Source organism: Pseudomonas sp. WS 5146 (assembly GCF_012985495.1).
GTDB classification, from domain to species: Bacteria; Pseudomonadota; Gammaproteobacteria; order Pseudomonadales; family Pseudomonadaceae; genus Aquipseudomonas; species Aquipseudomonas edaphica.
In genome coordinates this window covers 325,014-350,638 of sequence record NZ_JAAQWL010000004.1, presented here as the reverse complement: position 1 = coordinate 350,638, position 25,625 = coordinate 325,014, and the positions used below count along the sequence as shown (strand labels likewise).

At 61.6% G+C, this 25,625-nt stretch carries 20 protein-coding genes; 19 read left to right on the top strand and 1 reads right to left on the bottom strand.

Annotation, left to right across the window (positions count from 1 at the left end; translation table 11 throughout):
- The first annotated feature begins 56 nt into the window (after window positions 1–56).
- The 5 genes from HBO41_RS13760 to HBO41_RS13740 all read left to right on the top strand — a co-directional run bounded on the left by HBO41_RS13760 (window position 57) and on the right by HBO41_RS13740 (window position 7,128).
- On the top strand, window positions 57–3,563 hold the full coding sequence (locus tag HBO41_RS13760) for a DUF2339 domain-containing protein (protein WP_169986622.1): 3,507 nt from the start codon (window positions 57–59) through the stop codon (window positions 3,561–3,563).
- Window positions 3,563–4,906 carry a DUF3999 domain-containing protein gene (locus tag HBO41_RS13755; RefSeq protein ID WP_169986747.1) on the top strand — a complete coding sequence of 448 codons (1,344 nt, stop codon included), beginning with the start codon at window positions 3,563–3,565 and terminating at the stop codon, window positions 4,904–4,906. Before HBO41_RS13760 ends, HBO41_RS13755 begins: the two co-directional genes overlap by 1 nt.
- Before the next feature lie 96 nt (window positions 4,907–5,002).
- The gene (locus HBO41_RS13750; protein WP_003237460.1) at window positions 5,003–6,013 is read left to right on the top strand and encodes a class 1 fructose-bisphosphatase; all 1,011 of its coding nucleotides are present in this window, start codon (window positions 5,003–5,005) and stop codon (window positions 6,011–6,013) included.
- A gap of 260 nt (window positions 6,014–6,273) precedes the next feature.
- Complete coding sequence (locus HBO41_RS13745; RefSeq protein WP_017138621.1) at window positions 6,274–6,528, top strand: hypothetical protein; 255 nt, start codon at window positions 6,274–6,276, stop codon at window positions 6,526–6,528.
- A 30-nt stretch (window positions 6,529–6,558) separates the two neighbouring features.
- Complete coding sequence (locus HBO41_RS13740) at window positions 6,559–7,128, top strand: lipocalin family protein (protein ID WP_017138620.1); 570 nt, start codon at window positions 6,559–6,561, stop codon at window positions 7,126–7,128.
- A 160-nt stretch (window positions 7,129–7,288) separates the two neighbouring features.
- Here HBO41_RS13740 and HBO41_RS13735 read toward each other — a convergent pair whose 3' ends face one another.
- Window positions 7,289–8,653 carry a formimidoylglutamate deiminase gene (locus HBO41_RS13735; RefSeq protein ID WP_169986620.1) on the bottom strand — a complete coding sequence of 455 codons (1,365 nt, stop codon included), beginning with the start codon at window positions 8,651–8,653 and terminating at the stop codon, window positions 7,289–7,291.
- A 147-nt stretch (window positions 8,654–8,800) separates the two neighbouring features.
- Between HBO41_RS13735 and hutC the strand changes: the two genes are divergently transcribed.
- The 14 genes from hutC to HBO41_RS13665 all read left to right on the top strand — a co-directional run bounded on the left by hutC (window position 8,801) and on the right by HBO41_RS13665 (window position 25,613).
- Window positions 8,801–9,511 carry a histidine utilization repressor gene (hutC, locus tag HBO41_RS13730; RefSeq protein ID WP_017738808.1) on the top strand — a complete coding sequence of 237 codons (711 nt, stop codon included), beginning with the start codon at window positions 8,801–8,803 and terminating at the stop codon, window positions 9,509–9,511.
- Window positions 9,508–10,068, top strand: a complete 561-nt coding sequence (locus HBO41_RS13725) for a HutD family protein (protein WP_169986617.1) — start codon at window positions 9,508–9,510, stop codon at window positions 10,066–10,068. Before hutC ends, HBO41_RS13725 begins: the two co-directional genes overlap by 4 nt.
- 341 nt (window positions 10,069–10,409) lie before the next feature.
- Entirely contained in the window at window positions 10,410–12,095 is a 1,686-nt protein-coding gene (gene hutU / locus HBO41_RS13720) for a urocanate hydratase (RefSeq protein ID WP_017138616.1), read from the top strand.
- 170 nt (window positions 12,096–12,265) lie between these two features.
- Complete coding sequence (locus HBO41_RS13715) at window positions 12,266–13,711, top strand: cytosine permease (RefSeq protein WP_017138615.1); 1,446 nt, start codon at window positions 12,266–12,268, stop codon at window positions 13,709–13,711.
- A gap of 69 nt (window positions 13,712–13,780) precedes the next feature.
- Window positions 13,781–14,746 (top strand): ABC transporter substrate-binding protein, encoded by a 966-nt coding sequence (locus HBO41_RS13710; protein WP_017138614.1) that lies wholly within the window; start codon window positions 13,781–13,783, stop codon window positions 14,744–14,746.
- Window positions 14,747–14,818: 72 nt separating this feature from the next.
- On the top strand, window positions 14,819–15,670 hold the full coding sequence (locus HBO41_RS13705) for a proline/glycine betaine ABC transporter permease (RefSeq protein WP_017138613.1): 852 nt from the start codon (window positions 14,819–14,821) through the stop codon (window positions 15,668–15,670).
- Window positions 15,667–16,491, top strand: a complete 825-nt coding sequence (locus HBO41_RS13700; RefSeq protein ID WP_046034013.1) for a glycine betaine/L-proline ABC transporter ATP-binding protein — start codon at window positions 15,667–15,669, stop codon at window positions 16,489–16,491. The genes HBO41_RS13705 and HBO41_RS13700 overlap by 4 nt, the downstream gene beginning before the upstream one ends.
- 131 nt (window positions 16,492–16,622) lie before the next feature.
- Window positions 16,623–18,146, top strand: a complete 1,524-nt coding sequence (gene hutH, locus HBO41_RS13695; protein ID WP_169986615.1) for a histidine ammonia-lyase — start codon at window positions 16,623–16,625, stop codon at window positions 18,144–18,146.
- Between the two features lie 31 nt (window positions 18,147–18,177).
- A complete protein-coding gene (gene hutH, locus HBO41_RS13690; protein ID WP_099549489.1) occupies window positions 18,178–19,716 on the top strand; it encodes a histidine ammonia-lyase in 1,539 nt (512 codons plus the stop codon).
- A gap of 220 nt (window positions 19,717–19,936) precedes the next feature.
- Window positions 19,937–21,346, top strand: coding sequence for an amino acid permease (locus tag HBO41_RS13685; protein WP_169986613.1), 1,410 nt, complete (start codon window positions 19,937–19,939; stop codon window positions 21,344–21,346).
- Window positions 21,347–21,361: 15 nt separating this feature from the next.
- Window positions 21,362–22,567 carry an imidazolonepropionase gene (gene hutI / locus HBO41_RS13680; RefSeq protein ID WP_017138608.1) on the top strand — a complete coding sequence of 402 codons (1,206 nt, stop codon included), beginning with the start codon at window positions 21,362–21,364 and terminating at the stop codon, window positions 22,565–22,567.
- Window positions 22,568–22,578: 11 nt separating this feature from the next.
- Complete coding sequence (gene hutG / locus HBO41_RS13675; RefSeq protein ID WP_169986611.1) at window positions 22,579–23,379, top strand: N-formylglutamate deformylase; 801 nt, start codon at window positions 22,579–22,581, stop codon at window positions 23,377–23,379.
- 216 nt (window positions 23,380–23,595) lie between these two features.
- Window positions 23,596–24,531 carry a choline ABC transporter substrate-binding protein gene (locus tag HBO41_RS13670; protein WP_169986609.1) on the top strand — a complete coding sequence of 312 codons (936 nt, stop codon included), beginning with the start codon at window positions 23,596–23,598 and terminating at the stop codon, window positions 24,529–24,531.
- Window positions 24,532–24,683: 152 nt separating this feature from the next.
- Window positions 24,684–25,613: an alpha/beta hydrolase gene (locus HBO41_RS13665; RefSeq protein WP_169986607.1), complete on the top strand. Its 930-nt coding sequence runs from the start codon at window positions 24,684–24,686 to the stop codon at window positions 25,611–25,613.
- Window positions 25,614–25,625: the final 12 nt, after the last annotated feature.

The window sequence follows — 25,625 nt, the reverse complement described above, 5'->3', positions numbered from 1 at the left end:
GCGTCGATATACTAGGCCTCGGTTTGCCCGCCTCGGGCTGCTTAGGGATATCGACCATGCAATGGATTTTCATGCTGATTGGCCTGGTGCTCGGCTGGACACTCGATGAGTCGTTCACCGATGCCGGCTTCGGTGCGCTATTGGGCTTGGGCATTGGTCAGGCGATTCGCCTGTCGAGGCTGTCCGCCCAGGCAGACCAGCAAGCGCTTCAGTTAGAGACCACGCAGAAGGCATTGATAGCCCTGGGTGAGCGCCTGCGGCAACTGGAAGTGCCCGCGCCTACAAACAGCGTGATTGTCGAAGCCCCCATCCCTGAACCTGCACCTGCCGTTGCCAAGCCCGAACTTGTTTGGGAGCTGCCCGCCGAACTGGCGCCCGTCGCCGTGATGGCCGAGGCGAGACAGCCACTGCCGGAGGACGTCTGGACCCCAGCACCAAAACCGAAAGAACCTGCCATCCCCCGTGGCCCCAACCTGATCGAGCGCGCCATCGGCGGCGCCCGTAATTGGCTGTTCGGCGGCAACACCGTGCTGCGCGTTGGCGTGGTGCTGCTGTTCCTTGGCCTGGCCTTCTTGCTGCGTTATGCCACCGAAGGCGTGGTGGTGCCGATTGAACTGCGTTACGCCGGGGTTGCCGCTGCCGCCATCGGCCTGCTGGGCCTGGGTTGGTGGTTACGGCTGCGCAACAGCAATTACGGGCTGATGCTGCAGGGTACCGGGATTGCCGTGTTGTACCTGACGGTGTTTGCTGCGATGCGCCTGCACCCGTTGATCGACCCAGGCGCGGCACTCGGCCTGCTGGTGGCGGTCACGGTGTTCTCGGCAATCCTGGCGATCACCCAGGATGCCCTCGGCCTGGCCTGCGCAGCGGCGCTGGGTGGGTTTGCCGCGCCGATTCTGACCTCAACCGGCGCCGGTAATCATGTGGCGCTGTTCAGTTACTTTGCATTGCTCAACGCCGGCATTCTGGCCATCGCGTGGTTCAAGGCCTGGCGTCTGCTCAACCTGATCGGATTTGTCGGCACCTTCGGCATAGGCTTCGCCTGGGGCATGCGCTCCTACACACCGGAACTGCTGTGGAGCACCGAGCCGTTCCTGATCCTGTTTTTCCTGATGTACCTGGCCATCGGCCTGTTGTTCGCCCGCCGCAAGCTGCAGGAGGTGGGCGATGCCCCCGAAGGCCGTGAGGCGCTGCTGCGCTGGTCGGCGGCCAAGGGTGATTATGTCGATGGCAGCATGCTGTTCGGCCCGCCGTTGGTAGGCTTTGGCTTGCAGTTCGCCGTGGTGCAGCACCTGGAGTTTGCCGCCGCGTTCAGTGCACTCGGTTTAGGCCTTATCTACATGGGCTTGGCGCGGATGCTGAGTGGCGGGCGCGCCTTGCTGCTGGCCGAAACTTGCCTGGCGCTGGGCGTGATCTTTGCCAGCCTGGCGATTCCGCTGGGCCTCGACGCGCGCTGGACGGCGGCGGCCTGGGCAGTGGAGGGCGCCGGGATCTTCTGGCTTGGCTTGCGTCAGCAGCGGCCGTTGGCTCGTGCGTTTGGCCTGTTGTTACAGTTGGGGTCAGCGCTGGCGTTCCTCAGCGAACTGCGCGTTGGCGAGTTGACCTTGCTCAACGGTGCACCACTGGGCGCGCTGTTGCTGGGCGCGGCCCTGTTGTTCAGCTTCGATCAGTTGCGCAAGGCATCGACCGAACAAGCGGCGCAATGGGAGCGCACCGGTCTGCCCGTGCTGGCGAGCCTGGGATTGACCTTTTTGTACCTGCTTGCACCCTTGTTGTTGCTGACCCAAGGCACCGCCATCAGTTGGGCAATCGCCGGGCTGCTGACGCTGTTTGTCGGCCTGCGCATTGGCTCGCGCACCTTCCTGTTCACTGCCTTTGCTGTGCAATTGCTCGGTGGGGTGTTGTTCCTCCTGCGTTTGCAGGGCGGTGATGGGGCTGCGGTATTCAGTGCCGGTTGGACCGGCTTGTTGACCGCCTCGCTGATCGGCCTGGCGTTGGTCGGCGGCATGCTGATGGCGGCGCGCGATGACATGGTGCGCAGCGATGTGCGGCTGCTGCGCGGCTTGTCGGTGGTGCTGCTCGCGGGTCTGGTGCTGATCAACCTTGCGGTGCTGTTTGTGCTGCCATGGGAAAGCGCCAGCGGCGTGTGGGCGGCCAGTGGCTTGCTGATCATCTGGTTGAGCCTGTACCTGCAACAACGCGTGAGTTTCGTGTTTGGTTTGCTGCTGCAACTGATCGGTGGTGCTTCGTTCCTGTTGGCGGTGCCGCAGTTGCTCGGGCCGTTGAACAGCGAGGGCTTGCGGCCCTTGGCGCACAGCGCTTTCTGGACGCCGATGGTGCTGGGCCTGGCGGCAATGGTGGGCGCCTGGCGCTTGCAACGTGAGTCGCAGGCGCCGGTGTTTGACGTGTTGAAATTGCAACGCCTGTCCGACCTGCTGTTGGTGTGGGGCGCGGCCTGGTGGGCATTGGCGTTGATCGGCGAAGTGCTGCGGTTTATCCCGCAAGCGCTGCAAGGCGCATTTCTGCTCGGCATCGCGGCGCTGAGCGTGGCGATCTGGGCGCTGTTGGCCGCACGTTTACGCTGGGCATCTCTGGGCATGCTGTGCGCCTTGCTGATGCCGGCGGCGGGCGTGGTGTTGCTGGTGTCTGCCCATGATTACTACCACCCGGCAGCGCATTACGGCTGGCTGGCGTGGTTGGCGGTGTTTGTGGTGCATTTTATCGCGCTGCGCCGTTTGGCGGCGGTGGTGCCGGGCAAGGTATTGAGCATCGCTCATGTGTTCGGCTGCTGGATGTTGATCGGTGTGTTGGCGCTGGAGCTGCGTTACGGCCTGTTGCTGCTGTCGAGTGAGTACAACGCCTGGCGTTGGCTGGGTTGGGCGATTCTGCCAAGCCTGTACCTGGTGCTGGCGGCGGCACCGCGCAGTTGGCCGTGGCCGGTGTCGGCAAACCCGCGTGAATACCGTGTGCTGGCCGCGTTGCCGCTGGCGGTATTGATGCTCGGCTGGTTCTGGTTGGCGAACATCTTCAGCGACGGCACGGCGAAACCACTGCCGTACGTGCCATTGCTCAACCCGTTGGACGTGGGCCTGCTGTTCGCATTGCTGGGTATTTACCTGTGGTCGCGCAGCGTGGCGCCGCAACGCGGGCCGCGTGCTGAACTGATCGCCCAAGGTGTCGCAGGTGCTTCGCTGTTTGCCTTCTTCACGGCCTTGGTGATGCGCACCGCCCACCATTGGGCGGGCGTGCCGTTCCAACTGGATGCCTTGCTGGCGTCCATGTGGGTGCAGGCTGGCCTGTCGCTGGTCTGGACCCTGATCGCCCTGGGCCTGATGATCGGCGGCCACCTGCGCCTTCGTCGCGAAGTGTGGCTGATCGGCGCGGCGTTGATTGCGGTGGTGGTCGCCAAGCTGTTCTTTGTCGAGCTGAGCAACCGTGGCGGGCTGGCGCGGATCGTATCGTTTATTGGTGTGGGCGGGCTGTTGCTGGTGGTGGGTTACTTCGCACCGCTGCCGCCCAAACGCGCCGAGCCGGTGTTGGAAACTGAAGGAGCATCCTCTTGATCGGTAAGTTGAGCGTGATCGCGTTGGGCATGTGTTCGACGTTGTCGGCGTGGGCGCAAGAAACGCCCGCCGACTTCACCACACAGGTGTCGTTGGCGGTAAGTGGCAACGGGCCTTGGTATCGCCTGGAGTTGCCGCTGTCGGTGCAATTGAGCGCGCGCCAGGCGGATCTTGGTGATGTGCGCGTGTTCAACGCCGCCGGCGAGCCCCAGGCTTACGCGTTGTCACGCCAGTCAGCGCAACGCACCGAAAGTCGCACGGTCGCCGACGTGAAGTGGTTCCCGTTGTACGCCGCCGACACCCGCCAAAGTGTGCCGGACGTGGTGATGAAATCCACCGCCGAAGGCACGCTGCTGGAAGTGCGCCCGTCCAAGGCCGGCAAACAGGTGCTGCGAGGCTGGGTACTGGACGCCAGCGCGATCAAGGCGCCGCTGCAGCAACTGAGCCTGGACTGGAGTCGCGAACAGGATGGCTTCCAGCGTTTCAGCATTGAAGCCAGCGATGACCTGCAGCACTGGGAACCCTGGGGCGATGGCCAGGTGGCGCGCCTATCGTTTGCCGATGAGCGGGTCGAGCAACATGACGTGAGCCTGCCGGGGCAATCGGCGCGTTACCTGCGCCTGCTGTGGCAAGGCCAGGCCGCGCCGACGCTGACCTCGGCCAAGCTTGTGAGCGCCACCAGCAGCAGCCTGCCAATGCCCTTGGTGTGGTCGCAGCCGTTGTCGGGTACGCGGCTCAAGGCGGGTGAATACAGCTGGCAGTTGCCGACGGGGCTGCATGTGGAGCGCTTGCGCGTCGAGCTCAAGCAGCCCAACACGCTGGCGCCCGTGACGTTGGCGGGGCGGCGGGAAGCCAATCAAGCCTGGCAGCCTTTGAGCAATGGCTTGTTGTATCGCCTGGCCCAGAACGGCCAGGACGTGGTGCAGGATGAATTGCAATTGCCAGGCGTGGCCGTGGGCGAACTTAAGTTGCAGGTGGACGAGCGCGGCGGCGGCCTGGGCGTGGAAGCGCCGGCATTGCGTTTTGCTGTGCGCGCCACGCAGTTGGTGTTCCTGGCGCGGGGCGAGCCGCCGTTTACCCTGGCGTTGGGCAACCCGTCGGTAAAGGCCGCTAACTTGCCGCTGTCGACGCTGATTCCCGACTACAGCGCCGAGCGTATCAAGACCTTGGGGCAGGCCACGGTCACAGGCGACGTGAGGGTCAAATCGCCTGTGATTGCCGTTTCACCCGAAGCGGGCACCGACTGGAAGAAACTCGGCCTGTGGGCCGTGCTCCTGCTGGGTGTAGCGGCGCTAGGGGCGATGGCCTACAGTTTGTTGCGTGCACCGGCGGCCAAGCCGTGAACTCTATTGGGGTTAAATCCTCTGATTAGAGGAAATAACCCTCGACTCGCGTTAAACTGCGCGGGTTTTTAAGCCCCCCATTTTCCGGAGCCTTCCATGTCCCGCGTTACCCTGAGTCGCTATTTGATCGAGCAGACCCGCAGCAACAACACGCCTGCCGATCTGCGCTTCCTTATCGAAGTGGTGGCGCGTGCTTGCAAGGAAATCAGCCACGCCGTGTCCAAAGGCGCACTGGGTGGTGTTCTGGGCAGCATGGGCACTGAAAACGTCCAAGGCGAAGTGCAGAAGAAGCTCGACGTGATTTCCAACGAAATCCTGCTCGAAGCCAACGAATGGGGTGGCCACCTGGCCGGCATGGCGTCCGAAGAAATGGACAATGCCTACCAGATCCCGGGCAAATACCCGAAAGGCGCGTACCTGCTGGTGTTCGACCCACTCGACGGCTCGTCCAACATCGACATCAACGCACCGGTCGGCACTATCTTCTCGGTACTGCGCTGCCCTAACGAATACCTGAGCCAGAACGAAGCCCTGAACGAAAAGGCCTTCCTGCAGCCAGGCACCGAACAGGTTGCTGCCGGTTACGCCATCTACGGCCCGCAGACCATGCTGGTGCTGACCCTGGGCGACGGCGTCAAAGGCTTTACCCTGGACCGCGAAATGGGCAGCTTCGTACTGACCCACGAAGACATCACCATTCCTGCCTCCACCCAGGAATTTGCGATCAACATGTCCAACCAGCGTCACTGGGAAGAGCCTGTGACCCGCTACGTGGGCGAGTTGATGGCCGGCGAAGAAGGCCCGTTGAAGAAGAACTTCAACATGCGCTGGGTCGCTGCGATGGTTGCCGACGTGCACCGCATCCTGACCCGTGGTGGCCTGTTCATGTACCCACGTGACAGCCGAGAACCTTCCAAACCGGGCAAGCTGCGCTTGATGTACGAAGCCAACCCGATGTCGTTCCTGGTTGAGCAAGCAGGCGGCGCGTCCACTGACGGCCACCAGCGCATCCTCGACATCCAGCCGGAAGGCCTGCACCAGCGTGTGGCAGTGTTCCTGGGCTCGAAGGAAGAAGTTGAGCGTGTGACGGCTTATCACAAGAAGTAAACCTCTGTGGCGAGGGAGCTTGCTCCCGTTGGGCTGCGAAGCGGCCCCAAAAAGCTTGCGGGCGCTGCGCACCCGAACGGGAGCAAGCTCCCTCGCCACAGAAGCATTCAAGACTTGAAGTTTTGAATGAGAAGAAGCCCCGAAACGTTTCAGCGTTTTCGGGGTTTTTTTGTTTTTGCCCATCGGGAACCAGACACCTCTTTTCCCTTCTAAGCTTCTGGCAGATACCCCAGCTGCTTTGTCTCTCCAGGAGCTTTTCCATGTCTTTACGCCGTCTCTCCCTGCTGGCTTTTTGCGTGCTGTTAGCCGCGTGCAGCAAGGTCAATCAAGAAAACTACGCGAAGCTGTCGGCTGGCATGGCCAAGGCCGAGGTGGAGTCGTTGCTGGGTAAGCCGACCGATTGTTCCGGTGCGCTGGGCATGTCCAGTTGCACGTGGGGCGATAAAAACAGCTTTATCAGCGTGCAGTACGCCGGTGACAAAGTTCTGATGTTTTCCGGGCAAGGCCTGAAGTAAACCGGGGCGCGAGCCTGCGGGAGAAGAAGAATGATGCGTTTTGTTTTGTTTCTTTGCGCCAGTCTGTTTTTGGCGGGCTGCGCCAGCCATTCTGGCGATGATCTGCAACCCAAGACCGCGAGCAACGTCAACCTCAAGCGTTACCAGGGCACCTGGTATGAGTTGGCCCGATTGCCGATGTACTTCCAGCGTAACTGCGCGCAGTCCGAGGCTCGCTACACCCTGCTGCCGGATGGCGATATGTCGGTGTTTAACCGCTGCCTGACCACAGAGTGGAAGTGGGAAGAAGCCAAGGGCACGGCCACGCCGCAAGTGCCGGGCAAGACCGACAAGCTCTGGGTGGAATTCAATAACTGGTTCACCGCGTTGCTGCCAGGCGTCGCCAAGGGCGATTATTGGGTGCTGTACGTGAGTGATGATTACAAGACCGCCATCGTCGGTAGCCCGAGCCGGCGTTATATGTGGATCTTGTCGCGCACACCGACGGTGAGCGCCGACACCCGCGAAGACCTGCTGAGCAGGGCGCGCCAGCAAGGGTATGACACGACGCGACTGATCTTCCGCACGTCGGACAAGCAGATGGCGAAGACCTCGCAGTAACCTGAGGTCACCCTCAATCTAATGTGGGAGCTGGCTTGAATTGGGAGCTGGCTTGTGTGGGAGCTGGCTTGCCTGCGATGCAGACACCTCGGTGTATCAGTTACACCCAGGTGATGCTATCGCAGGCAAGCCAGCTCCCACATTTGTTTTGCATTGTTTTTTAGCCGAGTAGATTCCTCAGAACTTGGGTGAACGCCCGGCTGCTTTCTTCTTCGCCAGCATGATGCCCATCGCGCACCACCCATTTGCCGTTGACCAGCACATCGCGCACTTGGCGATCACCACCGGCGAACAGCCAGCGATTGAGGATGCCATCCTCGGTCGCCGTCGCCAGGTACGGGTCATTGCCATCCAGCACAATCCAATCTGCCCGCTTGCCGACTTCCAATCGACCAATCGGCTGCCCCAACGCTTGGGCGCCGCCGTCCAGCGCAGCATCGAACAATGTGCGGCCAACCATCGGTTGATCACTGCGATACAGGCGGTTGCGCCGCTGGTCCCGCAGGCGCTGGCCATATTCGAGCCAACGCAACTCCTCCACCACGCTCAGTGACACATGGCTGTCGGAACCGATACCCATACGCCCGCCTTGAGCGAGGAAATCCACCGCCGGGAAAATCCCGTCGCCCAGGTTGGCTTCGGTGGTCAGGCACAAGCCGGCGATTGCCCGGCTCTTGGCCATGCGCGTGACTTCATCGGCGTCAGCATGGGTGGCGTGTACCAGGCACCAACGTTCATCCACTTCAACATTGTCATACAGCCATTGCAGCGGGCGTTTGCCGCTCCAGGCCAGGCAATCATCGACTTCTTTTTGCTGCTCGGCGATGTGGATGTGTACCGGGCAAGCCTTGTCGCTGGCGGCCAGCGCCTCATTGATCTGTTCGGGTGTGACGGCACGCAATGAGTGGAAACACAGGCCCAGTTGCTGCGCTGGCTGCGCCGCCAGAATGGGCTTCAGGCGTGCTTGCAGGTCCAGGTAATCTTCGGTGCTGTTGATAAAGCGCCGCTGGCCTTCATTCGGCGCCTGGCCACCAAAGCCGGAATGGGTGTAGAGCACTGGCAGCAATGTCAGGCCAATCCCACTGCTGGCGGCCGCCTGGCTGATCTGCCGCGACAGCTCCGTGCGATCGGCATACGCCTGGCCGCTGACGTCGTGGTGCACATAATGAAACTCGGCCACCGAGGTGTAACCGGCCTTGAGCATCTCGATATAAAGCTGGCGGGCGATGACCTGCAGTTGTTCCGGGGTGATCTTGCCGACCATGCGGTACATCAAGTCGCGCCAGGTCCAGAAGCTGTCATTCGGGTTGCCGGCCACTTCGGCCAACCCGGCCATGGCGCGCTGGAACGCATGGGAGTGCAGGTTGGGCATGCCCGCCAAAACCGGGCCTCTGAGCCGTTCGGCGTTGTCTGCGCTGGCATTGGGCTCAACCTGGGTCAGCACGCCATCGGCGCTGACTTCAAAGCGTACATCGTTGGCCCATCCATTAGGCAGCAGCGCGCGTTCGGCAAAGAAAGCGGACATGATCAAGGCACCCCGGTCGTGTGTTTATTTGTATATACATATACAGACGTTTGCCTGCTCGGTAAACTCCGGCAATCTATGCATCTTTTCCCCCTGCAAGGATTCCCTGTGCCGACTCCGCCCGCCAAGTCTTCGCTGGCTGCCCACATGGACGAAAGTCCGGCGCCCTTGTATGCCCGCGTCAAACAGATGATCAGCCAGCAGATTCTCAACGGCAACTGGCCGCCCCATTACCGCGTGCCGTCCGAGAGCGAACTGGTCAGCCAGTTAGGCTTCAGCCGCATGACCATCAACCGCGCCCTGCGTGAGCTCACCGCCGAAGGGTTGCTGGTGCGCATGCAGGGCGTTGGCACTTTCGTCGCCGAGCCCAAGAGCCAATCGGCGCTGTTTGAAGTGCACAACATTGCCGATGAGATCGCCTCCCGCGGTCATCGGCATACCTGCCAGGTTATTCACCTGGGCGAAGAGGCCGCCGGCTCCGAACGTGCTGTGGCCCTGGAAATGCGCGAAGGCGGCCGCGTGTTTCACTCGTTGATCGTGCACTTTGAAAACGACATTCCCGTACAAATCGAAGACCGCTTCGTCAACGCTCTGGTCGCGCCGGAATACTTGCAACAGGATTTCACCCAGCAAACGCCGTACGCCTACCTCAACCAGGTCGCACCACTGACCGAGGGCGAGCATGTGGTTGAAGCCATCCTCGCCGACGCTGCCGAGTGCAAGCTGTTGCAGATCGAGCCAAGCGAGCCTTGCCTGTTGATTCGCCGCCGCACCTGGTCCGGCCGCCAGCCGGTGACCGCCGCGCGTTTGATCCACCCCGGTTCCCGTCATAGCCTGGAAGGACGTTTCAGTAAATGAGTGCAGTGAAAGTCTGGCGCGCCACCGATTACATCCGCATGCCGTGGAAAAACGGCGGCGGCAGCACCGAAGAAATCACCCGTGACGCAGGCACTGGCCTGGATGGCTTTGGCTGGCGCCTGTCGATTGCCGATATTGCCGAGTCGGGCGGGTTTTCTACCTTCGCCGGCTACCAGCGTGTGATCACCGTGATCAAAGGTGCGGGTATGGTCCTGACCGTAGACGGCGAGGAACAGCGCGGGCTGTTACCGTTGCAGCCGTTTGCGTTCAAGGGTGAAAGTGAAGTGTCCTGCCGCTTGATCACCGGGCCGATACGCGATTTCAACCTGATTTATTCGCCTGAGCGTTACCACGCACGGTTGCAGTGGATGGATGGTGTGCAGCGGTTTTTCAGCACGGCGCACACGGTGTTGGTGTTCAGTGTGGCGGATGAAGTGAAGGTGCTGGGTGAAAAGCTCGGCCATCACGATTGCCTGCAAATCGACGGTAACAATGACCTGCTGGATATTTCTGTCACCGGCCGCTGCTGCGTAATCGAACTGACCGCACGCGGTTAAAAAACTGTGGGAGCAGGCAAGCCAACTCCCACATTTGCTTTTCATTGCTCATAAGAGCTGTTTCCAGCCGCGCACCAATTTGTTACCGAACGCCCCAGCTTGGCGCAATGCCTGGCAGTGATGAACAATGTCCTCGTCCGCAAACTCCCTCTGTAAGAAAATTCACCAAGCCTCAAAGCCTTAATTTCCGAGGCTTTCACGCACCTCCCAAAAAAATCTCACCCGCTCTCTCACCAAGTTGGCCGCTTGATTGCATATGCTTGTACATACAAGTAAAGATGTGTGCGTAAGACTCTCCTTCGCACCATCAATGTTCGCGCACCATGCCGAGGAGTCCAGCTGTGACCGATTTTTCGAAAGCCAAGCCTACTAAATACCGTGACGTCGAAATCCGTGCCGCCCGCGGTAACAAGCTCACCGCCAAAAGCTGGCTGACTGAAGCACCGCTGCGCATGCTGATGAACAACCTCGACCCGCAAGTGGCCGAGAACCCGAAAGAATTGGTGGTGTACGGCGGTATCGGCCGTGCGGCGCGCAACTGGGAGTGCTACGACCAGATCGTCGAGAGCCTCACCAACCTGAATGACGACGAGACCCTGCTGGTGCAATCCGGCAAGCCGGTCGGCGTGTTCAAGACCCACAGCAACGCTCCGCGCGTGCTGATCGCCAACTCCAACCTGGTGCCGCACTGGGCCAGTTGGGAACACTTCAACGAACTGGATGCCAAGGGCCTGGCCATGTACGGCCAGATGACCGCCGGCAGCTGGATCTACATCGGCAGCCAGGGCATCGTGCAGGGCACCTACGAAACCTTCGTCGAAGCCGGCCGCCAGCACTACAACAGCGACCTCACCGGCCGTTGGGTCCTCACCGCCGGCCTCGGCGGCATGGGCGGCGCTCAGCCGTTGGCTGCGACCCTGGCTGGCGCTTGCTCGCTGAACATCGAGTGCCAGCAGGTCAGCATCGATTTCCGCCTGGCCAGCCGTTATGTCGACGAGCAAGCCACCGACCTCGACGACGCCCTGGCCCGCATCGCCAAATACACTAAGGAAGGCAAGGCCATCTCCATCGCCCTTTTGGGTAACGCGGCCGAAATCCTGCCGGAACTGATCAAGCGCGGCGTGCGCCCGGACATGGTCACCGACCAGACCAGCGCCCACGACCCACTCAATGGTTACCTGCCTGCCGGCTGGACCTGGGACGAATACCGCGCCCGCGCCAAAACCGAGCCGGCTGCCGTGATCAAGGCCGCCAAGCAGTCGATGGCCGTGCACGTCAAAGCCATGCTGGAATTCCAGAAACAAGGCATCCCGACTTTCGACTACGGCAACAATATCCGCCAGATGGCCCAGGAAGAAGGCGTAGAAAACGCCTTCGACTTCCCAGGCTTCGTACCGGCCTACATCCGCCCGCTGTTCTGCCGTGGCATCGGCCCGTTCCGCTGGGCTGCGCTGTCGGGTGACCCGCAAGACATCTACAAGACCGACGCCAAAGTCAAAGAGCTGATCCCGGACGACGCGCACCTGCACAACTGGCTGGACATGGCGCGCGAACGCATCAGCTTCCAGGGCCTGCCAGCACGTATCTGCTGGGTTGGCCTGGGCCAACGCGCCAAGCTCGGCCTGGCATTCAACGAAATGGTGCGCAGCGGTGAGCTGTCGGCACCCGTAGTGATCGGCCGTGACCACCTCGACTCCGGCTCGGTCGCAAGCCCCAACCGCGAAACCGAAGCCATGCAGGACGGCTCCGACGCCGTGTCCGACTGGCCACTGCTCAACGCCTTGCTCAACACCGCGAGCGGCGCGACCTGGGTTTCGCTGCACCACGGCGGCGGCGTGGGCATGGGCTTCTCCCAGCACTCGGGCATGGTGATCGTCTGCGACGGCACCGATGAAGCGGCTGAGCGGATCGCCCGCGTACTGCACAACGACCCGGCCACCGGGGTGATGCGTCACGCCGATGCCGGTTACCAGATCGCCATCGATTGCGCCAAGGAGCAGGGCCTGAACCTGCCGATGATCAAATAACGGCTGGCCTGGTTCCTGTGGGAGCTGGCTTGTGTGGGAGCTGGCTTGCCTGCGATGCGGGCGACTCGGTCTCTCGGCAGAACCGAGGGGATGCCATCGCAGGCAAGCCAGCTCCCACAGTAGAACCCGCAATCTGCACACCCAGAACAATCCATCAGAGGTTGACCAACATGGCTGCAAATGACACCACACCGTTGATCGAAAGGCGTTCGATCGACTACATCCCGGAAGCGGAAAGACACGGTCGTCTATTGAGCCAGTTCACCCTGTGGATGGGTGCCAACCTGCAAATCACCGCGATTGTCACCGGGGCCTTGGCCGTGGTGCTCGGCGGTGATGTGTTCTGGTCGTTGATCGGTCTGTTGATCGGCCAACTCATCGGCGGCGGCGTCATGGCGTTGCATGCGGCGCAAGGGCCAAAGCTTGGCCTGCCACAGATGATCTCCAGCCGGGTGCAGTTCGGCGTTTACGGTGCAGCCATCCCGATTGTGCTGGTCTGTTTGATGTACCTCGGTTTCACCGCGACCGGGACCGTGCTGTCGGGGCAGGCGCTGGGCCAGTTGTTCGGGGTCAGCGACAGCGTCGGTATCCTGATTTTTGCCAGCGTCATCGTACTGGTCACCGTGCTGGGCTACCGGGTGATCCACTTTATTGGGCGGGTCGCCAGCGTCATTGGCGTGATTGCCTTTGTCTATCTGTTCAGTCGTTTGATGAGCCAGACCGACGTTGGCGCGCTTTTGCAGATCCGTCACTTCAGCTGGAGCAGCTTCCTGCTGGCGGTATCGCTCGCGGCTTCCTGGCAGATCGCCTTCGGCCCTTACGTGGCGGACTATTCACGTTACCTGCCAAGCAAGACATCTTCGCTGAAAACCTTTTTCGCCGCCGGCGCCGGTTCGGTCATTGGCGCTCAGGTGGCGATGGTCCTTGGCGTGTTTGCCGCGGCCATGTCCAACGGGCAATTTGCCGGTCACGAAGTCGCCTACATCGTTGGGTTGAGTGGTACAGGCGCCACCGCTGCGCTGCTGTACTTCAGCATCGCGTTCGGCAAGGTCACCATCTCTACCCTGAACTCCTACGGCAGCTTCATGTGCATTGCGACCATCGTCAGCGGCTTCCGTGGTCGCCTTGAGGTCACCCGCCTGCAGCGTCTGGTGTTCGTGCTGGTGATTGTCGGCACTGCAACCCTGATCGCGTTGCTCGGCCAGCACTCGTTCCTCGGTGCGTTCAAGTCTTTCATCCTGTTTCTGCTGGCGTTCTTTACGCCGTGGAGTGCGATCAACCTGGTGGATTACTACTGCATCACCCGCGAGCGCTATGACGTCCCGGCTTTGGCCGACCCGAATGGCCGCTACGGTCGCTGGAACCTGCTCGGTATCAGCGTCTATGTGTTCGGTGTGCTGGTGCAGTTGCCGTTCATCTCCACCAAGTTCTACACCGGCCCTTTGGTTGCCGCGCTGGGTGATGTGGATATCTCCTGGATCATCGGCCTGGTACTGCCAGCGGCCTTGTACTACGTCTGTGCGAAAAAATGGCACGGCACGGTGCCCGATCAACTGATCCTGCCAATAGAGCAGGGCGCTGCACCAACGACAAACGGGCTGGCTGCACAGGCCTGATGGGACGTGGACAGGGCAGGATGCCTACTGACTGCCGTAATCCATTTCAAGATTGGGAGCGTCACAACAATGAAGATGAATAAAACCTTGCTGGCCACCGTGTTATCTGCAGGCTTGCTGGCCTCTGCCGGCGCCCAGGCGGCGGGTTGGTGCGAGTCCGGCAAACCGGTGAAATTCGCCGGGCTGAACTGGGAAAGCGGCATGTTGCTCACCGACATCCTGCAAACCGTGCTGGAGAAAGGCTACGGCTGCAAAACCGATAGCTTGCCGGGTAACTCCATCACCATGGAAAACGCCCTGAGCAGCAACGACATCCAGGTTTTCGCCGAAGAGTGGGTAGGCCGCAGCGAGGTCTGGAACAAGGCCGAGAAGGCCGGCAAAGTTGTCGGTGTTGGTGCGCCGGTGGTCGGCGCCGTGGAAGGCTGGTATGTGCCGCGTTATGTGATCGAAGGCGACGCCAAGCGCAAGCTGGAACCCAAGGCACCAGACCTGAAAAATATCGCCGACCTGGCCAAATACGCCTCGGTATTCAAGGACCAGGAAGAGCCCTCCAAGGGCCGCTTCTACAACTGCCCGGCCGGCTGGACCTGTGAGCTGGATAACAGCGAAATGCTGAAAAGCTATGGCCTGGAAAGCACCTACACCAACTTCCGCCCTGGCACCGGCCCGGCGCTGGATGCCGCCGTGCTGTCGAGCTACAAGCGTGGCGAGCCGATCCTGTTCTACTACTGGTCGCCAACCCCGCTGATGGGCCAGGTCGATCTGGTCAAGCTGCAGGAAAAGCCCGGTGTGGATAAAAGCGTGAGCATCAAGGTCGGCCTGTCCAAAACCTTCCACGAGCAAGCGCCGGAACTCGTGGCGGTGCTGGAGAAGGTCAACCTGCCCATCGACCTGCTTAACCAGAACCTCGGTCGCATGGCCAAAGAGCGGATTGAGTCGCCAAAACTGGCGAAAATTTTCCTCAAGGAACATCCTGAAGTCTGGCACGCATGGGTGAGCGACGACGCAGCCAAGAAAATCGACGCGGCCTTGTAGGTCAAGCGTGTCCGGCTACCCTCAAGGGCCAGCCGGGCACCCGGCCACAACCCACTGGATCGAGAGCACGCTATGTTTCCTGAGAGTTTTACGTTTTCCATCGCCGACTGGGTCAACGGTTGGGTGGACTCACTGGTCACCAACTACGGCGATGTGTTCCGGCACATCTCCGACACGCTGTTATGGGCCATCGTCAACCTGGAAGGCTTGCTGCGTGCAGCGCCCTGGTGGCTGATGCTCGCCATTGTCGGCGGCATCGCCTGGCATGCCACCCGCAAGGTGGTGACCACGGCGGTGATCGTCGGTCTGCTGTTCCTGGTGGGTGCGGTTGGCCTGTGGGACAAGCTCATGCAAACCCTGGCACTGATGATGGTCGCCACGGTGATCTCGGTGCTGATCGGCATTCCGTTGGGCATTTTGTCTGCACGCAGCAATCGCCTGCGGTCGGTATTGATGCCGCTGCTCGACATCATGCAAACCATGCCCAGCTTCGTGTACCTGATCCCGGTGCTGATGCTGTTTGGCCTGGGCAAGGTGCCGGCGATTTTCGCCACGGTGATCTACGCCGCGCCACCGTTGATTCGCCTCACCGACTTGGGCATTCGCCAGGTCGACGGCGAAGTCATGGAAGCCATCAATGCCTTCGGTGCCAACCGCTGGCAGCAACTGTTTGGCGTGCAACTGCCGCTGGCGCTGCCGAGCATCATGGCCGGTATCAACCAGACCACCATGATGGCGTTGTCGATGGTGGTGATCGCCTCGATGATCGGCGCCCGTGGCCTGGGTGAAGACGTGCTCGTCGGCATCCAGACCCTCAACGTCGGCCGTGGCCTCGAGGCCGGGCTGGCGATTGTGATTCTTGCAGTGGTCATCGACCGCATTACCCAGGCCTACGGTCGTCCACGGCATGAGGCGAGCAAATGACTACTGTCAGCAAAATTGAAGTTAAAAACGTCTTCAAGATTTTTGGCAACCGCTCCAAGGAAGCCCTGGCGCTGGTTGGCCAGGGCAAGACCAAGGATCAGGTGCTGGCCGAGACCGGTTGCGTGGTCGGCGTGAACGACCTGTCACTGAGCATCGGCACGGGCGAGATCTTTGTGATCATGGGCCTTTCGGGTTCGGGCAAGTCCACGTTGGTGCGTCACTTCAACCGCCTGATCGATCCAACCAGCGGCGCGATCCTGGTGGACGGCGAAGACATCCTGCAACTGGACATGGAAGCCCTGCGCCAATTCCGTCGCCACAAGATCAGCATGGTGTTCCAGAGCTTCGGCCTGCTGCCCCACAAGAGTGTGCTCGACAACGTTGCCTACGGCCTCAAGGTGCGCGGCGAAACCAAGCAGGTGTGCGCCGAACGTGCGCTGCACTGGATCGAAACCGTGGGCCTCAAAGGCTACGAAAACAAATACCCGCACCAGCTTTCCGGTGGCATGCGCCAACGTGTAGGCCTGGCCCGCGCCTTGGCAGCCGATACCGACATCATCCTGATGGACGAAGCCTTCAGCGCCCTCGACCCGCTGATCCGCGCCGAGATGCAGGACCAGTTGCTGGAGCTGCAAAAGACCCTGCACAAGACCATCGTGTTCATCACCCACGACCTCGACGAGGCGGTGCGCATTGGCAACCGCATTGCGATTCTCAAGGACGGCAAGCTGATCCAGGTCGGCACGCCGCGCGAGATTCTGCATTCGCCGGCGGATGAGTATGTGGACCGGTTTGTTCAGCGCCGGGCGGCGGTGGTGTAGCTGATCGTTCCCACGCTCTGCGTGGGAATACATCCCGTGACGCTCCGCGTCACACCTGATAGCGGGACGCGGAGCGTCCCAGGCGGCGTTCCCACGCAGAGCGTGGGAACGATCAATTCAAGAGGCTCAAGATGTCCCAGGCAACAAAAATCATCATCGCCGACGCTCCACTGCGTTGGCAGGACGTGGTCGCCGTCGCCCGCCACGGCGCCGTGCTCGAACTCTCGGGCCACGCCTGGGCGCGTATCGACAATGCCCAGGCTATCGTGCAACGCATCGTCACCAGCGGCGAACGCGCCTATGGTGTGAATACCGGCCTGGGCGCGCTGTGCAATGTGTCGCTCAAGGGTGAACAACTCAGCCAGTTGTCGCGCAACACACTGCTGAGCCACGCCTGTGGCGTCGGCCCGCTGCTGAGCGACGAACAGACCCGCGCGATCATCTGCGCAGCCATCATCAACTACAGCCACGGCAAATCCGGCCTGCACCCGCAGGTGGTGCATTCGTTGCTGGCGCTGCTCAACCATGGCATCACGCCGCAAGTGCCGTCCCAGGGCTCGGTGGGCTACCTGACTCACATGGCCCACATTGGCGTGGCCTTGCTCGGGGTTGGCGATGTGAGCTATCGCGGCCAGATCGTAACGGCGCAAGCCGCCTTAAAAGCCGAAGGTTTACAGCCTGTGGTGCTCGGCGCCAAAGACGGCCTGTGCCTGGTCAATGGCACGCCGTGCATGACCGGCCTGAGCTGCCTGGCCCTGGCCGACGCGCATCACCTGCTGCAATGGGGCGACGTGATCGGCGCCATGAGTTTCGAAGCCCAGCGTGGTCAGATCGACGCCTTCGACGAAGCCATCATCGCCCTCAAGCCACACCCAGGCATGCAGCAAGTCGGCATCAACCTGCGTGCCTTGCTTGACGGCAGTGAAGTGATCGCCAGCAGCAAAGGCATCCGCACCCAGGACGCGCTGAGCATCCGCTCGATCCCGCAGATTCACGGTGCGGCGCGTGATCAGGTTGAACACGCCACGCGCCAGATCGAGACCGAACTCAACAGCGCCACCGACAACCCGCTGGTGCTCGGTACGCCGGACAACTACCGCGTGGTGTCCCAGGCCAACCCGCATGGGCAGTCTGTGGCGCTCGCGGCCGACATGCTCGCCATCGCCATGGCCGAAATCGGCTCGGTGGCCGAGCGTCGCCTGGACCGCCTGATCAACCCGCACGTCAGTGGTTTGCCGGCGTTCCTGGTCAGCAACCCTGGGGTCAACTCCGGGATGATGATCGTGCAGTACGTCGCCGCCTCGCTGTGCGGGCAAAACCGTCAGCTGGCGCAACCGGCGGTGCTCGACAATTTCGTTACCTCGGGCCTGCAGGAAGACCACCTGAGCATGGGCACCAATGCCGCGCTCAAGCTGCATCAGCTGTTGGCCAACGTCACGCAGATTCTCGCCATCGAGTACCTGCTGGCAGCCCAGGCGTTCGAGTTTTTGAAGGACCAGCGTTTCGGCGCGGGTACTGACAGCGCCTGGCGTCTGCTACGCGAAAAGGTCGCACCTTACGAACAAGACCGTTGGTTGGCGCCAGATATTGCCGCCACCGCCGCGCTGCTCAAAGACACCGCTTTGCTGCGCTCAGCAATTCCCCATTTGCACTAAACACTTATTCAAAAGAACAATTCAAAGGAGCATGAATGTGACTGCGCTAAATTTGATTCCAGGCCAACTGAGCCTTGCCCAACTGCGAGCCATCTACCAGCAGCCGGTAACCCTCACTCTGGATGACAGCGCCACGGCGCAGATCGAAGCCAGTGTGGCCTGCGTGGAGCAGATTCTCGCCGAGAACCGCACCGCCTACGGCATCAACACCGGTTTTGGCCTGCTGGCCTCGACCCGCATTGCCAGTGAAGACCTGGAAAACCTCCAGCGTTCCCTGGTGCTGTCCCACGCCGCCGGCGTCGGTGAGCCGATCAGCGACGCGCTGGTGCGGCTGGTCATGGTGCTTAAAGTCAACAGCCTGAGCCGTGGGTTCTCCGGCATTCGTCGCCAGGTGATCGACGCGCTGATCGCACTGATCAACGCCGAGGTGTACCCGCACATTCCGCTCAAAGGTTCGGTCGGTGCTTCCGGCGACTTGGCGCCATTGGCGCATATGTCGCTGGTGCTGCTGGGCGAAGGCAAGGCGCGCTACAAGGGCGAATGGCTGGAAGCCACCGAAGCGCTGAAAGTTGCCGGCCTGACGCCGCTGACGCTGGCGGCTAAAGAAGGCCTGGCGCTGCTGAACGGCACCCAAGTGTCCACCGCGTATGCCCTGCGTGGCCTGTTCGAAGGCGAAGACCTGTTCGCCGGTGCGTTGGCGTGCGGTGCCCTCACCGTGGAAGCGGTATTGGGCTCGCGCTCGCCGTTTGATGCACGTATCCATGCCGCCCGTGGCCAGCGCGGTCAGATCGACGCGGCCGCGGCTTATCGCGACCTGCTCGGCGAGAGCAGCCAGGTGTCCCAGTCGCACCAGAACTGCGACAAAGTGCAAGACCCGTATTCCCTGCGTTGCCAGCCGCAAGTCATGGGCGCCTGCCTGACCCAGTTCCGCCAGGCTGCCGAAGTGCTGGTGGTAGAGGCCAACGCCGTGTCGGATAACCCGCTGGTGTTTGCTGCCGAGGGCGACGTGATTTCCGGCGGTAACTTCCACGCCGAGCCGGTGGCCATGGCTGCCGACAACATGGCGCTGGCCATCGCCGAAATCGGCTCGCTGAGCGAGCGTCGTATCTCGTTGATGATGGACAAGCACATGTCGCAACTGCCGCCGTTTTTGGTCGGCAATGGCGGGGTGAACTCCGGTTTCATGATCGCCCAGGTCACCGCTGCGGCGCTCGCCAGTGAGAACAAGGCGCTGGCGCATCCCCATAGCGTGGACAGCCTGCCGACGTCGGCCAACCAGGAAGACCACGTGTCCATGGCCCCGGCTGCGGGCAAGCGTTTGTGGGAAATGGCTGAAAATACCCGTGGTGTGCTCGCAGTTGAGTGGCTGGCGGCATGCCAGGGCCTGGACCTGCGCGATGGCTTGAAGACTTCGACCAAGCTGGAAAAAGCCCGCGGGATCCTGCGCGACAAAGTGGCGTTTTATGAGAAGGACCGCTTCTTTGCCCCGGACATCAATGCCGCCAGCGAACTGCTCGCCAGCCGCTGCCTGAATGAGCTGGTGCCGGCCAAGCTTCTGCCGAGCTTGTAACCGCAACGCAACCCAGTGTGGGAGCTGGCTTGCCTGCGATAGCTATCTGTCAGTTGAAACATGTGTGACTGACATACGATCGTTCCCACGCTCTGCGTGGGAATGTTGCCCTGGACGCTCCGCCTCCGCTTTAAGAGTCGTGACGCGGAGCGTCACAGGATGTGTTCCCACGCGGAGCGTGGGAACGATCTTCTCCTCATAAAAATAATAGGGACGAGAAATGCACCAGCAAGAAAAGGGTTTGAAACGCGGGCTGAGCGCCCGACATATTCGCTTCATGGCACTCGGTTCCGCGATCGGCACCGGGTTGTTCTATGGTTCCGCCTCTGCCATCCAAATGGCCGGCCCTGCCGTGCTGCTGGCCTACCTGATCGGCGGCGCCGCCGTGTTCATGGTGATGCGTGCTCTCGGTGAAATGGCCGTGCACAACCCGGTGTCAGGCTCCTTCGGCCAGTACGCCAGCACCTACCTGGGGCCTATGGCCGGGTTTGTGCTCGGCTGGACCTACGCATTTGAAATGATCATCGTCTGCCTCGCCGACGTCACCGCCTTTGGCATCTACATGGGCTTCTGGTTTCCCGAGGTCGCACGTTGGGTCTGGGTGCTCGGCATCGTGTTTTTGATCGGCGGCCTGAACCTGTGCAACGTCAAAGTGTTTGGCGAAATGGAGTTCTGGCTGTCGCTGCTCAAGGTCGGCGCCATCGTGGCGATGATCCTCGGCGGCTTTGGCATCATGCTGTTTGGCATTCATTCTGCTGGCGAAACCCAGGCCAGCGGCTTGAGCAACCTGTGGGCCCACGGCGGCTTCATGCCTAACGGCATTGGCGGCCTGATCGCCTCGTTCGCGGTGGTGATGTTTGCGTTTGGCGGCATCGAAATCATCGGCATCACGGCCGGTGAAGCCAAAGACCCGCAGCGCGTGATCCCCAAGGCGATCAATGCGGTGCCGCTGCGCATCCTGCTGTTCTACGTGCTGACCCTGTTTGTGCTGATGGCCATCTACCCGTGGCCACAGATTGGCAGCCAGGGCAGTCCGTTCGTGCAGATCTTCAGCAACCTTGGCATCGGCTCGGCAGCGACCATCCTCAATATCGTGGTGATCTCGGCCGCCGTCTCGGCCATCAACAGCGACATTTTTGGCGCCGGCCGCATGATGTATGGCCTGGCCCAGCAAGGGCAGGCGCCCAAGGGTTTTGCGCAGCTGTCCAAGCAAGGCGTGCCGTGGATGACCGTACTGGTAATGGGCGCGTCGTTGCTCGGCGGCGTGGTGCTCAACTACCTGATCCCGGAAAACGTGTTCCTGTTGATCGCCTCGATTGCCACTTTCGCCACCGTGTGGGTGTGGTTGATGATTTTGTTCACTCAGGTCGCGATGCGTCGTTCGATGACCAAGGCGCAGGTCGCTGAGCTGAAGTTCCCGGTACCGTTCTGGCCCTACGCGCCAGCGGCCGCCATTGTGTTCATGCTGTTCGTGTTTGGCGTGCTGGGTTACTTCCCGGACACCCAGGCCGCTTTGCTGGTCGGCGCCGTCTGGATCGTGTTGCTGGTCCTCGCCTACCTGCTGTGGGTCAAGCCCGCTGCCGGGCAGGGGGCCAAGGTCCATTACGACCCGGCTTTGTCTCATCGATAACTTAGGGAGGCGTTGATGAAAACGCTTTGGCAACACTGCCACGTCGCAACTATGGCCCAGGGCAAATACTCGATCATCGAGGATGCCGCCATGGTCACCGCGGGTTCGCTGATCGAGTGGATCGGCCCCCGCAGCCAGGCGCCAGTGGCGGATTACGCCCAGGTGCATGACCTGCAAGGCGCATGGGTCACCCCCGGGCTGATCGACTGCCACACCCACACGGTGTTCGGCGGCAATCGCAGCGGTGAATTCGAGCAGCGCCTTGAAGGCGTGAGCTACGCCGAAATCGCCGCCAAGGGTGGCGGTATTGCCAGCACCGTGCGCGCCACCCGTGCCGCCACGGAAGATGAATTGTTTGCCAGCGCTGAAAAGCGCCTGCGCAGTTTGCTGCGTGACGGCGTGACCACGGTGGAGATCAAGTCCGGCTACGGCCTTGACCTGGCCAACGAGCGCAAGATGCTGCGGGTTGCGCGGCGCCTTGGCCAGGTGCTGCCGGTGAGCGTGCGCGCCACGTGCCTGGCGGCTCACGCGCTGCCGCCGGAGTACAAGGATCGCGCTGACGACTACATCGACCACATCTGCACCGAGATGCTCCCGGCGCTCGCGGCCGAAGGGCTGGTGGATGCGGTAGACGCCTTCTGTGAGTACCTGGCGTTTTCCACCGAACAAGTGGAGCGTGTATTCAAGGTCGCCCAGCAGTTGGGCTTGCCGGTGAAACTGCACGCCGAGCAGTTGTCCTCTTTGCACGGCTCCAGCCTGGCGGCGCGTTACCACGCACTGTCGGCGGACCACCTGGAGTTCATGACCGAAGAAGACGCCATCGCCATGGCCGCGTCCGGCACTGTCGCGGTGTTGCTGCCGGGCGCGTTCTACTTCCTGCGTGAAACCCAGTTGCCGCCGATGGATGCGCTGCGCAAGCACGGCGTGAAAATCGCCATCGCCAGTGACCTCAACCCCGGCACCTCGCCGGCGCTGTCGGTACGCCTGATGCTGAACATGGCCTGCACCCTGTTCCGCATGACCCCGGAAGAAGCCTTGGCCGGCGCCACGCAACATGCGGCCACCGCGCTGGGCATGGGTGACACCCACGGTTCGCTGGAAGTGGGCAAGGTCGCGGATTTCGTCGCCTGGCAGATTGATCGCCCCGCCGACCTGGCTTACTGGCTGGGCGGCGAGCTGGATAAACGCGTCGTGCGCCATGGCGTCGACGTCACCGTCTGAGGAGTGTTGTTGTGGATAAGGTTCTGAGTTTCAAACAAGGCCGTGTGCCGCTGCTGATCAGCATGCCCCACGCGGGGTTGCGCCTGACGCCTGCGGTCGAAGCCGGGCTGATCCCCGAGGCGCAAAGCCTGCCGGACACCGACTGGCACATCCCCACGCTGTATGACTTTGCCGAGGCATTGGGCGCCAGCACCTTGTCGGCCGAGTACTCGCGGTTTGTGATTGACCTGAACCGGCCGTCCGACGACAAACCGCTCTACGCCGGCGCCACCACCGGGCTGTACCCGGCGACCCTGTTCGATGGCGTGCCGTTGTTCCGTGAAGGGCAGGTGCCGTCCGAAGAAGAACGCGTAACCTACCTGCAAAAAATCTGGGGCCCGTACCACCGCACCCTGCAAGAAGAGCTGGCGCGCCTCAAGGCCGAGTTCGGCTACGCCTTGCTGTTTGATGCGCACTCGATCCGCTCGGTAATCCCGCACCTGTTCGACGGCAAGCTGCCGGACTTCAACCTCGGCACCTTCAACGGCGCGGCGTGTGACCCCGAGCTGGCCAGCCAGTTGGAAGGCATCTGCGCTCAGCATCCGCGGTTCACCCATGTGCTGAACGGGCGCTTCAAGGGCGGGCATATCACTCGCCACTATGGCGACCCGGCGCAGGATATTCATGCGGTGCAGTTGGAACTGTGCCAGAGCACGTATATGGAAGAGGTTGAGCCGTTCCGGTATCGCCCAGATTTGGCTGCGCCGACCCAGGTTGTGTTGAAGCAGTTGCTGGAAGGGTTGTTGGCCTGGGGGCAGAAGCGCTACGGCTGATATCGCTATCGCAGGCAAGCCAGCTCCCACATTTGGATGTATTCACAGATCAAAATGTGGGAGCTGGCTTGCCTGCGATGGGGCCTTCCGGGTCGCCCCAGTGCAACTGCCGGTCGCCACAGTTCGTGTCAGCACAGGTCCCGCTGGGTAAGGTTGTGGGTACGGCGCACCAGACGCCACTCCCCACAATAAAAACTGCCCAGTGAGACCTCATCCATGAAAAGACTGTTGTTGACCCTCACCTGTGCCGCCTTGATCAGCGCCAACGCCATGGCCGCCGAACCCGCCTCGTGCAAAGCCATCCGCATGGGCGTGGTCAGCTGGACCGACGTCATCGCTACCTCAAGCATGGCCGACGTGCTGCTCAACGGCCTGGGCTACGACAGCAAGCAGACCAGCGCGGTGCAGCAGATCATCTTTGCCGGCATCCGCGACAAACGCCTGGATATCTTCCTCGGCTACTGGAAACCGGCGATGGATAACAACATCTCGCCGTTCCTGGCCGCCAAGCAGGTCAAGGTGTTCGACACGCCCAGCCTCGCCGACGCCCAAGCCACCCTGGCCGTGCCGCAATACGTGGCGGATGCCGGGCTGAAGACGTTTGCCGACATCGCCCGCTTCAAGGACAAGTTGGGCGGCAAGATCTACGGCATCGAGCCGGGCAGTGGCGCCAATACCGATATACAGAAGATGATCGACACCAACCACTTCGGCCTGGGCGGCTTCAAACTGGTAGCTTCCGGTGAAGCGGGCATGCTCGCGGCGGTGCAGCGAGCGGTGAACCGCAAGGAGTTCGTGGTGTTCGTCGGCTGGACCCCGCACCCGATGAACATCAATATGAAAATGGCCTACCTCACCGGCAGTGAAGATGTGTTCGGCCCGGACGAAGGTCGCGCCACGGTTTCCACAGTCACCGCGCCGGACTTTGGCGAACGCTGCCCCAACGCCAACCGTTTGTTGCAGAACCTGACCTTCACCGCTGCCCAGGAAAGCCAGTTGATGGTGCCGATCATGGAGCGCCAGTCGCCGCAGGAGGTGGCCAGGCAATGGTTGCGTGACCACCCAGAGGATTTGCAGCGCTGGTTGGCCGGGGTTACGGCGTTTGATGGCAGCGATGGCGTGGCGGCAGTGCAGGCCAGCCTCAAACCCTGAAAACACCGCCGGGCAAAATGTGGGAGCTGCGGTGCGACGATTCGACTGGCCTGCGATAGCGGTGTATCAGTGAATGAAGAGGTGACTGACACACTGCTATCGCAGGCAAGCCAGCTCCCACATTTAGATCTCCATTCTCAGGGATATTGAGCATGTATCCGATTTCAGCGCAGCTTGCCGCCTTCATCGCCAAAACCGAATCCTTCACCAGTGACGACTCTTCGCTGGCAGGCTTGCGTCATAACTACGACCGTATGTGCCAGGCCTTCACGCCACCGAAGCCTGAAGGGCTGCAACTGTCGGACTTTTCCCTGGGCGGTGTAGGCGTGCGCAGTTACCTACCCACGGCGCCAGCGCCGACGGAGGGCTGGCCCTGTCTCCTTTATATGCACGGTGGCGGCTGGGTGGTCGGCGGGTTGGACTCCCACGACTTTATCTGTTTCGAACTGGCGAGCGCGTTGCAGGTCCTGGTGATCGCCATCGACTACCGTCTGGCGCCGGAGTACCCGTTCCCGGCGGCCTACCAAGACTGTCGCGCCGTATGGCAGGCAATCCAGGCCGCGCAGGGGCCGCACACCATCAACCTGCAACGCCTGGTGGTGATGGGCGACAGCGCGGGCGGCAATCTGGCGGCGGCGCTGTGCCTGGGGCTGCGCGACGACGGCCAGTCGCTGCCCGTGGCCCAGGTGCTGATTTACCCCGGCCTGGGCGGGCCTGCCGATTTGCCCTCGCGGTGTGACTGCATGGACGCGCCGCTGCTCAGTACTGCCGACACCGACTGCTACCTGGCAATGTACCTGCATGCTGCGGGCACGCCATCGGCCTATGCCATGCCTTTGTTGGCCGAGTATTTCGGCGGCTTGCCCAAGGCGTTGATCGCCGTGGCCCAGTTCGACCCGTTGCGCGATGACGGCATGCTCTATGCCGAACGGCTGCAACAGGCCGGTGTGCCCGCCGTGCTGTATCCCGGCAAAGGTCTGGTTCACGGTTGCTTGCGCGCACGCGGCCAGGCCCCGGAGGTGGATCAGCTTTATAACTATCTGCTGCATTACCTCAGGAGCGAAGGGCTGACACAGGTCTAAGTATTCAAGGAC